General features: G+C 41.3%; 5 protein-coding genes and 1 pseudogene. 1 reads left to right on the plus strand and 5 read right to left on the minus strand.

Features of this window, described 5'->3' with window-relative positions:
* The first annotated feature begins 223 nt into the window (after positions 1-223).
* The gene (locus tag H5158_RS11010) at positions 224-508 is read left to right on the plus strand and encodes a transglutaminase family protein (RefSeq protein ID WP_182740023.1); all 285 of its coding nucleotides are present in this window, start codon (positions 224-226) and stop codon (positions 506-508) included.
* A gap of 18 nt (positions 509-526) precedes the next feature.
* Here the strand turns inward: H5158_RS11010 and H5158_RS11015 are convergent, their stop codons facing one another.
* The 5 genes and pseudogenes from H5158_RS11015 to H5158_RS11035 all read right to left on the minus strand — a co-directional run.
* Positions 527-3,055: an excinuclease ABC subunit UvrA gene (locus H5158_RS11015; protein WP_182740027.1), complete on the minus strand. Its 2,529-nt coding sequence runs from the start codon at positions 3,053-3,055 to the stop codon at positions 527-529.
* Positions 3,056-3,420: 365 nt separating this feature from the next.
* Positions 3,421-3,981 carry a hypothetical protein gene (locus tag H5158_RS11020; RefSeq protein ID WP_246175612.1) on the minus strand — a complete coding sequence of 187 codons (561 nt, stop codon included), beginning with the start codon at positions 3,979-3,981 and terminating at the stop codon, positions 3,421-3,423.
* Positions 3,941-4,321, minus strand: a complete 381-nt coding sequence (locus H5158_RS11025) for a hypothetical protein (protein ID WP_149982881.1) — start codon at positions 4,319-4,321, stop codon at positions 3,941-3,943. The genes H5158_RS11020 and H5158_RS11025 overlap by 41 nt, the downstream gene beginning before the upstream one ends.
* Before the next feature lie 90 nt (positions 4,322-4,411).
* A complete protein-coding gene (locus H5158_RS11030; protein WP_182740024.1) occupies positions 4,412-5,440 on the minus strand; it encodes a hypothetical protein in 1,029 nt (342 codons plus the stop codon).
* A 231-nt stretch (positions 5,441-5,671) separates the two neighbouring features.
* Positions 5,672-5,847: pseudogene (locus tag H5158_RS11035) on the minus strand (transposase); the annotation flags it as partial.
* Positions 5,848-6,000: the final 153 nt, after the last annotated feature.

Genomic DNA, 6,000 nt, shown 5'->3' on the forward strand with positions numbered 1-6,000 from the left:
AATTTTCAGCTTAGGTCGATTCAATTTATCTTAATCAGAAAAGCTTTTGTACTAGTACAGAAGCTTTTTTGAGTAGATATCACTGATTTTTAGTGAGACGTTCAAGCTCTATATCACCTAGATACACCAAGATTTTAGTATTGAATATCGCGAAGATAGCCCACCATTACCCGCTAATGAAACCTTTAAAATTAACAAAGGATCTTGTAGTGAATTGTCTTAGATGCAAATTAATCTGCTGCGCCATTTTGGCATTGCCGTGCGTTTTGTCAGCGGCTATTTCTATTTTGATATGGAAACCCCTTCGATGAACTGCACGCTTGGCAGAGGTTTTTTACCTGGTACAGGTTGGTTAGGTTTTAACCCCAACCATGGTATTTTGACTGATAATACCCACTTTGCTGTCGCGTCCAGCGCCCCCCGAAAACACCATGCCTACTATGGTGGTATACGGGGCAGCGCAACATCGCAATTAATCACCAACTTAAGTATAGAAAAACGTCGATAACCTAAAGTCAGGCTAATGCTAAGGCGACAGAAAGGGTGCTGTTTGGCTGGCCTTTGACTTAGCGACATTGGCCGGTGGTCCTTGAGCAACAATATTCCCACCTTCATCGCCCGCACCAGGACCAATATCAATGACCCAGTCACTACGGCTCGCGACCTGCATATCGTGTTCAACCATGATTACGGTGTTACCTGCGTCTACCAGACCATTTAATTGCAACATCAACATAGCGACATCTGCGGGATGAAGGCCATTAGTTGGTTCATCGAGAATATACAAGGTGTCACCGCGTTGCGTTCGTTGCAACTCAGTAGCTAATTTTATCCGTTGCGCTTCACCGCCCGATAATTCGGTAGCAGGCTGACCAAGCCTTAAGTAGCCGAGCCCCACTTGCAACAAGGCATCCAAAGCGCGTGCTATTAAAGGCTCATCCATAAAAAATTCACGAGCTGTTTCGACGGTTAAATCAAGCACTTCAGCGATATTTTTATCTCGATAAGTAATATCGAGCGTTTCGTCATTGTAACGCTGCCCTTGACATACCTGACAAGGCGAATAAACACTAGGCAAAAACAACAATTCGACACTCACAAATCCTACGCCTTCACAATTCGAACAACGCCCCTTTGCCACATTAAACGAAAAACGCCCTGCGTCGTAGCGCCTCGCTTTTGCTTTGGGTGTGGCGGCGAATAGCTTACGTACATGGTCAAACAAACCGGTGTAAGTGGCAAGGTTTGAGCGTGGTGTGCGGCCAATAGCTTTCTGATCCACGGTCACTAAACGTCGGATGTGCTGTATGCCATCAACAATTTTACCGCTGGTGGCGATTTCTAATTCTTCCTCAAGTAAATCAATCTCATCATTGGGTGCCTCGACGGTATTTTGCTGACCAAGGGCATCAGACACAAGCTCCACCAGCGCCTGACTGACTAAACTCGATTTTCCCGAACCCGAGACACCGGTAACGCTAGTCATAAGCCCTAGCGGAAACTCAATGTCGATATTCTTCAAGTTGTTTCGCTTAACCTGAACTAATTTGAGCCAAGCATTCGGCTGTCTTGGTCTATGTGCTGCACTGTTATCTTTATTAAACACAAATCGACCAGTGTGAGACTCGGTTATCTCGCGCAAGCCCTCAAGCGGACCACTGTAAATAATTTCTCCGCCATGGGTTCCAGCATTGGGACCTACATCAACAATCCAATCTGCATGGCGAATAACGCTAACATCATGCTCTACCACAAATACTGAATTACCCGTTGCGATTAATTCATCTAAGGCACCTAGCAATGCTTGAGTATCAGCGGGATGCAGACCGGCTGAGGGTTCGTCTAATACGTAAACGACACCAAATAATTGAGAGCGGATCTGCGTTGCAAGGCGCAGGCGCTGTAGTTCGCCCGGAGATAACGTGGGCGTACCACGTTCAAGCGACAAATAACCCAAACCAAGTCGAGTAAGCGCTTCAACACGAGTAAGAATATCGCTGGCAATGCGCTGTGCGACGATGGCTTTTTCTCGATTAACGGTGTTATCGTCGGGCTTGCTATTAGCAGTATCCTTTAACCGCAACGCCAACTCAGTCAGCGTCAATTGCGACAATTCACCAATATCAAGTCCAGCAAATTTAACCGACAGTGACGCTTGTTTGAGTTTTTTCCCCTGACATTCGGGGCATTGAGAAATCTGCATAAACTGCGACACCCGCTTTTTGGTGCGCGGGCTTTGCGTAGTAGCAAATGACTGCAAAATAAAACGCTTGGCGCTTGTATAGGTCCCCATGTAATTGGGCTTTTCCCCTTTATCAATTGCCTCTCGTATTTGGCTAATATTGTAGTCTCGATAAACCGGCACTTCAGGGGTTTCATCGGTAAACAAGATCCAATCCCGCGTTTTTTGCGGCAATTTTTTCCAGGGAATATCAACTTCATGGCCCAATGCAATCAAAATACGCAATAAGTTTTGCCCTTGCCATGCTGGCGGCCATGCCGCGATAGCGCGTTCCCTAATGGTCTTGCTGTCATCTGGTACCAACGACTTCTCTGTCACTTCAAATACACGACCTATACCATGGCATCGCTCACAAGCGCCCTCTGGGGTATTTGGCGAGAAGGCGTCAGCGTAAAGTATATTTTGACCTGTTGGATATTGCCCTGCACGGGAATAAAGCATGCGCAAGCCATTAGAAATCGTGGTAACACTACCAACAGATGAACGCACCGATGGAGTTCCTCGCTGCTGTTGCAGTGCTACGGCTGGCGGTAACCCTTCGATTGAATCAACATCTGGCTCCTCTACTTGATCAATCAAGCGACGGGCATAAGGCGAAACAGAGTCTAGGTAACGACGCTGAGATTCCGCAAACAAAGTGCCAAAGGCCAATGACGACTTTCCTGAGCCAGAAATACCAGTAAAAACCACCAAGGCATTACGGGGCAAATTAACATCGATGTTTTTTAAGTTGTGAACCCGCGCACCTCTGACTTGGATACATTCATCAGGCTCAGTATGACTAGGTTTGTTTTTTTGTCGAAAGATTGTTATCTCCTTTTTTGTAGCGTGTTGGCATAAAAAAACCACCTTACGGTTTTATAGATATGGAGGTTGATGATAAATTAGCAAGGCTAAAATTATTCAGCATAATTGATTGGAATGAATTTATTTTGGCAGGATAAGTCAGGCTTGACTCCTTACCTAATGAAAGAGCCATAACAATTTACCGTGGGTGAATAATATCTATCAGATCACAGTAACCAACTCAATTAAAGGTTAAAAAACAATCAAGTTAATTGTGTAGAACCAGTTCCTAAATGAGTAATTCTACAGCCTGAACGCACGCCTAAACGGCGAGCAACTTATTGCGAGTCCAGCGGCCGCAGGCCGCGATGTTTAAGGAGCTTGTTATGTACCTATTCACTCATGAGCTTATAGGCAATTGGGTACTCATTTTTGTAAGAATCAGAATTCAAATGTTCAGCTAATGAGGCACAAGTATTTTCTTTTTCGGACTGACTCATTTTGTTAAATAGAATGATCTTATTTCTTGAAACTTGCTTTGCCATTTCAAATAGCTGTTCACGCATATCTATTGGAGTTCTATCTAGCCCGTCAGTTAAATTAGCAACCACAGAACTATTTCGAGTCTTCCATTTATCAATAGCTTCTGAAAGTAGCGCTCCTTTTTCAGGTGCTTTCCGTTCGCACATGAACTTTATAACATCTACTTTTTTAAAGTAGCCATATATTATTCCAACTGCCTCTCCCTCATTTTCGGCATCTAACTCAGAGTTTGAGTGAGCAAAACTGGATATCATCGCAGCAAAAACAACTATAAATACTCTCATACTCAACCTAGGCACATAACGTTTAACATATGGGGATTTTAGGAGCGCTTTTTCAGCGAGTAAAATTCCCACCATGATATTTTTGTTAGCACTTAATTGCATATTTCCAATTATCTCTATTGGCATAAAAAACCCAAGTTAAATTTTGAGGGACAAGATACAACTCTAGTATTTCTGTAGATTTCTGAAATTCAAAAAATGACTCAATAGTGAATTGGAAGGAATCACTCAAACGCTTGGGTTCTCCTAACTTATGATAAATCCGCTCGAAAATCTCGAAAGCCCAAACTGATTCAGCATTTTTAAATTCAGGAGTGTCAGTAAATACTTTTGTAAATGCAGCTAAATCTAACCATTGTTCAGTTTCTGAATTTAAGCCTTTAACAATTTTCCAGGAACCATCTCGTAGATACAAATCATCGTTGAGTGAGGTATCAATAATGGAATCCAAGCTTAAAAAATTCACAGTTCTATCCTTGAGTGCTAACGCCGCGCTCTGCGGCAATTTTGGAGCGTAGCGGAAAAATTGTCCGACAGCAGCGCTTTGTTATGCGCTTCAAAGAACAGTTTTAAAGAACGACCTAATAAATACTTCATTTTCTTGGTTAAAAGAAACTGTTGCACCATCAGTATCAAATATCTCCTTCGGTAATGCTTGAAGCCTATACTTGTTTGTTCTGGATATGACCAATGGTAAGAGGATCAACTTTTCAATTGGCGAATGCTTTGGTGTTTGTGCTTCCAGCACCTGCTTGAGGTCTAATGCGTAATCATTATTCAAAAGCGCTTTAATAAGCCGCTCTGTTGAAGGCTGCATATCCATATAGTAGTCAACTATCTTATCCTGCACCTCGTTTAGATTTTCATTTTCTTTTATATAGTTCCTTATCTTCCTCTTTTTCGATGCCTTTTCAATAAACGTGATAACAGCAACTACGCATATTAAAAATACTAAGAAACCAAAATAGCCACCCACAATATAAAGCTCGACGGGTTTTTCTTTGTCTTCTTTTGGTTCATTTACATCTACTTTTAAGCTATCCACATTAGCTATCTTGCCGAGCGGAATAATTGTAAGGTCTTCTCCCGCATCCAATAAAATAGTTATTTTTAACGTTACAGAATCATTTTCATCGAATATCACTTTGGAAAAAACAACATCATCGTACTTATCTGATTTTTCGTGTTTTGAGTCATCTATCAACTTCTTTTTCAAGTCTTCTGAGTTGCTAGTTATCACCTCGGATGTTAATACTCTAGAATTTATAAATCGAAGTCCAAACGGCTCCAGCTGGTCATAATAACCCTGCAATATAGTGTCACCTTCGTTCTTAATTTGGACACGTATCACCTTGATCTCTTTTTTACTTTCAATGATATCTTCGTTTTTATATAGAATTTTAAGATCACTTATCTGCTCTCGAACTTCTACCAAGTTGAATTCATCTACCACTTCGATTTTGAAAATGAATGGATTGCGGTATTCCTGCCAATAAAAGAAAGATACGGCCAAAAGAACACCTATAAAAGACCAAGCCGAGCCTGTTAGGATTGCTCTAAAGATTGAATTTGAGTTACTGCTCATCTCGTGTGATTACCTTTCTAATTTAAACGCATAACGAGGCTGTAGAATAACTCGTTTTTAATTTATTTTTATTGATGTATTAACCATAGCCGAGTTCCTATTTTGATTCAATTGGTTACTTCGATTTTACGTAAAATATAAAAAGAGGATTTGCTGTTGCTTTAATTGGCGTTTTGAAAGGTATGACAGGTGTTTGAGTGGCTTATTTGAGGTGATAAAGGGTTACCCTTATTAATGTATCGTGTTTTGCAGCTTTTCTATATTATGAACTAAGCAATACAGTTGCCATTGGGCATTCACTTTCGTTTGACCGCGTAAGGTCAATTTATTCATGCCTTTGTTAACTGTAATATTCCGCTGTCTATTTAAAGGAAAGCAGGCTCTATACAGCCTAGTCGTTTACCATTCCTTCTATAAAAAGCTGCCGTCGTCCCATTGTGCGTATTCTCATGACTTTGATCACCGATTCTCATCAGCTTTGATCACCTGATTTATCATTTTGTAGAGCCGTTTTTAAATTAGCTTAACTGATCATCATCAGTCAATTTATTTAACTGTTT

The organism is Pseudoalteromonas sp. SR45-6 (genome assembly GCF_014163545.1).
GTDB lineage: Bacteria > Pseudomonadota > Gammaproteobacteria > Enterobacterales > Alteromonadaceae > Pseudoalteromonas > Pseudoalteromonas rhizosphaerae.

Bases quoted from the DNA above. Each gene is read 5' to 3' on its own strand.
- H5158_RS11030 (WP_182740024.1), bottom strand. From the start codon at position 5,440: ATGAGCAGTAACTCAAATTCAATCTTTAGAGCAATCCTAACAGGCTCG.
- H5158_RS11010 (WP_182740023.1), top strand. From the start codon at position 224: ATGCAAATTAATCTGCTGCGCCATTTTGGCATTGCCGTGCGTTTTGTC.
- H5158_RS11020 (WP_246175612.1), bottom strand. From the start codon at position 3,981: ATGCCAATAGAGATAATTGGAAATATGCAATTAAGTGCTAACAAAAAT.